Source organism: Paenibacillus sp. 01T422, from assembly GCF_056398785.1.
The window spans coordinates 1-4,269 of the sequence record NZ_JBFTQB010000567.1; the positions used below are offsets into that span (position 1 = coordinate 1).

The 4,269-nt window shown below is 39.5% G+C and carries 4 protein-coding genes; 1 reads left to right on the forward strand and 3 read right to left on the reverse strand.

Going from position 1 to position 4,269, the window contains the following annotated elements; all coding sequences use genetic code 11:
- On the forward strand, positions 1–959 hold a 959-nt coding region (locus tag AC1DUA_RS26015; protein WP_477502528.1), incomplete at its 5' end, for a PepSY-associated TM helix domain-containing protein.
- 64 nt (positions 960–1,023) lie between these two features.
- On the opposite strand, the gene AC1DUA_RS26020 is transcribed toward AC1DUA_RS26015, so the two are convergent.
- From AC1DUA_RS26020 to AC1DUA_RS26030, 3 genes are all read right to left on the reverse strand, one after another.
- Entirely contained in the window at positions 1,024–1,155 is a 132-nt protein-coding gene (locus AC1DUA_RS26020; RefSeq protein WP_477502529.1) for a hypothetical protein, read from the reverse strand.
- A complete protein-coding gene (locus AC1DUA_RS26025; protein ID WP_477502530.1) occupies positions 1,152–3,389 on the reverse strand; it encodes a heavy metal translocating P-type ATPase in 2,238 nt (745 codons plus the stop codon). Before AC1DUA_RS26025 ends, AC1DUA_RS26020 begins: the two co-directional genes overlap by 4 nt.
- 235 nt (positions 3,390–3,624) lie before the next feature.
- Positions 3,625–4,269 (reverse strand): response regulator (locus AC1DUA_RS26030; protein ID WP_477502531.1); only part of this gene is annotated, 645 nt, incomplete at its 5' end.

A 4,269-nucleotide genomic window follows, 5' to 3' on the forward strand; every position in this document is an offset into this window, starting at 1 on the left:
GAAGTACATTTGTACGGTATTTAGTTGAATTAACGGCTTGTTGGACCGTATTTCTAATTTTTTCAGGAATATATATGACATTTAAAAAGAAGTTGCTTACAAGTAAATCGGTACAAGGAATTAACCCGTTTAAACATCAAAGGATTCACGCCTTGTTGGGACTTGTAATTGCCATACCTTTAATTGTTATTGTACTAACAGGAATCCCTTGGTCTGTATTTATGGGAAGCCAAATTAGTAAATTTGGCCAAGAGCATCCTGAACTAGGCAGGACCGAGTTACGTTATAACCCGCCGCAATCTGATGTAAATGAGATTCCATGGGCAACAAGAAGCTTGGATCAACCTACCTCAAATAATGCAGCACATGCCGATCATCATGCTGCTGCGAATGTTAATATAAGCAATCCGAATCAACAAAGCCTAGAATCTATCATAAGTAAAGCTCAAGATAAAAATATTAAGAAACCGTTCTCGATCGTCTACCCATCCAATGAACAAGGCGTGTTTACTGTTTCCAAAGGAAGCAATACGGGTGTCACCGGCTTAGATGTTAGCCCATACGAAGAAACAACTGCATATTTCGATCAATATTCCGGTAATTTTATTGCCAGAATTAACTTTGATGATTATGGCATTATTGGAAAGTGGTTTACATGGGGAATACCTCTTCATGAAGGACACTTGTTTGGGATTGCGAACAAAATTCTTAATTTGGCTTTTTGTCTCGCATTTCTTACTGCAATAGCTATGGGTTTCTTTTCATGGATGAAAAAAATTAAACCAGGAGATTTGAATTTACCTAAACGAGTAAATAAACCTTGGTCGATTGGAGCTATTTTAACCTTATTGGTTCTAGGTATACTAATGCCTTTATTTGGTTTATCTATTCTAATCATATTTATTATTGAAGGTATCCTTTACTACTCTACCAAGAACAAAGTGACATACGGAATGTAGGATATAAAAAAACGAAGGCGAAACTTACGGATGCCTTCGTTTTTTTATTTGTAGATTCGAGGTTTCAATCATCCTCAGAATCATTTTGACGATTTATTATTTTTGACCATATCCAGAAGAGAGTAAAGGTTCCTATTAAAAGTACGAAAAAAAATGCAGGGAAGAACTTTCCGGCATTCATTTCAGCCATATTCATTCATCTTCCCCTCCTTGATAACTATCAGCTGGAAACGATATCTTTTGTAATCGTAGAGCATTTAATATCACAGTTACTGAACTAAGCGCCATTGCAGCACCAGCTAACCAAGGCATCATTAGGCCAGTCATCGCAATAGGGATGCCGATTGAATTATAAATAAGTGAACCCACCATGTTTTGCTTGATATTGACAATCGTCTTGCGGCTAATTTCAATGGCCTGAGGAATACGCACTAAATTATCACTAACTAAGGTGATGTCGGCTGCTTCCATAGCAACGTCTGTACCATTACTAAGTGCAATACTGAAGTTAGCAGTTGCAAGGGCTGGTGCATCATTAATTCCATCACCTATCATGAGCACTTTTTTTCGCGACTTTCTCAAATCCCTGATTACTTTAGCTTTACCATCAGGGAGAACTCCTGATATCACATGATGAATGCCTGCCTTGTTTGCTATTATGCGTGCTGCTTCCTCCTGATCTCCTGTTAACATAATTACTTCTTTCCCCATATTTCTTAACTCTCTGACTGCTTGTACAGCTGAAGTCCTTAGATCATCGGTTACAGCGAGCAATCCAGCGAGTGTATGTTCTATTGCAACTAGCACAACCGTTTTACCTTGACCTTCGAGAGCAAAGATGCTCTCCTCTCCTAGTGCAATGCCTACTTTGTTTAACTGCAGCCAATACTTTGTCCCAATAAAGACCGTATGTTCACCAACTTTGGCTTGAATACCCATACCAGGAATGGCTGTAAAATCAGTCGCCTCCAGTACGGTTAAATTTCTACTTTTCGCGGCTTGCAAGATAGCTAAAGCTATAGGATGTTCGGATAACGTTTCAACAGATGCAACGATCCTAAGAAACTCATCTTCTTCTCCCAAATATGCCATCATATCCGTTATTACTGGTTTACCCCATGTAAGTGTTCCGGTTTTATCAAAGACAACCGTGTCAGTCTTATGGAGCTTCTCAAGCTGCTCGCTCCGTTTGAATAGAATGCCGTGCTCAGCTGCTCTTCCAGATCCCGCCATGATTGATGTAGGTGTTGCCAACCCTAAGGCACAAGGACAAGCAATCACTAACACAGAAATCGCAGCTTGAATTGCGCCCCCCAAATCCTGCGATGTTAGCCAAATATACCAAACAATAAAGGTAACAACTGAAATAATTACAACGATCTGAACAAAAAATTCAGATATAACATCGGCTACTCGTTGTATGGGAGCTTTTGTACTCTGAGCTTCGCTTACAAGTTGAATAATTTGTTGGAGCATTGTCTCCTCCATTTTCTTATTCACGCGGAATGTAACACTCCCTGTCTTGTTCAGCGTTGCGCCGAATACCAAGTCTCCCTTTCCTTTTTTGACTGGAATACTTTCACCTGTCAACATAGACTGATCTACGTAGGTTGTTCCTGACAAAATTTCGCCATCAATGGGGACACGTTCTCCAGGTTTTAACTGAATGACATCATGAATCTGAAGTTCTTCAATAGGAATATGACTTACTATTCCACCACGAATGACTGTGGCAGTTTTAGCTTGTAAATTAACTAACTTTTCAATAGCAAGCCCTGTACGCCCTTTGGTTAACGCCTCCAGCCATTTACCTAACTTAATAAACGTAATTAAGAATGCACTAGTCTCAAAATAGGTCATACTTACAGTACTATTAGAAGCTGACCATACTATTGATAAATACACACTATAGATATAAGCAGCTGTGGTACCTATCACCACAAGTACATCCATATTCGGCGTTCTATTGCGTAAAGCATAATAGGCACCTTTATAAAAGGTTACTCCAAATACGAGTTGGATCGGTGTAGCTAACAAAAATTGAATCCATGGATTCAACAATAGTTTAGGGACAGGTATAAATGAAGTAAATGCAAAGTGTGCCATCATTGACCACAGCAGCGGCAAGCAAAGAAATGCTGAAAGCATAACATCCCTTTTCATTTTTGAGATCCTATTGCGATCCCGATGGAGCTCATTACTCTGCTGAAGCTTAGCGGTGTATCCAAGTGTTTCTACTTTTTTTATAATTTGATCAGTTGAAACATCTTCTTTCTTAAATTCTACATAAGCAGTTTCTAATGCCAAATTAATGCGAACTTGACTTACGCCTGGATAGCGTGAGATTACCTTTTCAATCCTGTTTGAGCACGCTGCGCATGTCATGCCACCAATGTCCAAAACAACATGCTGAACGACTGGTTTAGTCATGGAAGTTAAATCCTCCAATACATTTATTGTGGGTTAAAATTAATTCTTTTGTTTCCACTATAAAGAATTTACTCCATTTACAAATGACTCTTAAGAGCCATAGTTGTGCCGTATTCGTATTCATTGTGTGAAGATTCAGTTACACGAGAATGCCCCATGTCTGTGGCAATTCGTTAAAAGTTTGAAAAAAAAGAGCTCCGCGAGTACGTAACCCTTGCAGAACCCTCTTCTGTATTTATTTATCGATGATTCTTCGCAGCCATCCCTGCTCAAATACATATCGGGTTAGCTGCACCCGGTTGTCCATTTGCAATTTCTGCATAATATTCTTCAGATGGTTTTTCACTGTGTACTCAGAGATACCTAGTCCTTCCGAAATTAATCGGTTAGATTTTCCACTTGCCACCCACTCCAGTATTTCTCGTTCACGTCCGGTAATAAACGCGTTAGGCGCCTCCTGTTTTTCCTTAGGAGTGAATTCTTGTAGTAATCGCAACGCCAGCTCTCTGGACATAGGGGCTTCGTCTACTGCAATTGCTTTTAAATATTCATGCCAAGAGTTTGGACTTAAATTTTTTAGCAGATAACCTTGTGCGCCTTTTTTTAGCGCTTCAAACAAATGGGTGATATCATCGGATACGGTGACCATGACAATCTTTACATAGGGAAACTTTTCCTTAATTTGCTTCGTCGCTTCTAAACCGTCCATTTGTGGCATGTTTATGTCCATTAAAATGATATCGGGCATCCATTGTTCTGTAAGCCTAATCGCCTCTGCACCATTTCTTCCCTCAGCAACAATTTCAAATGAATTATCCATTTTTAAAATGCTTCGGATCCCTTCCCTGGCATGAGGGTGATCGTCTACAATTATAACCCG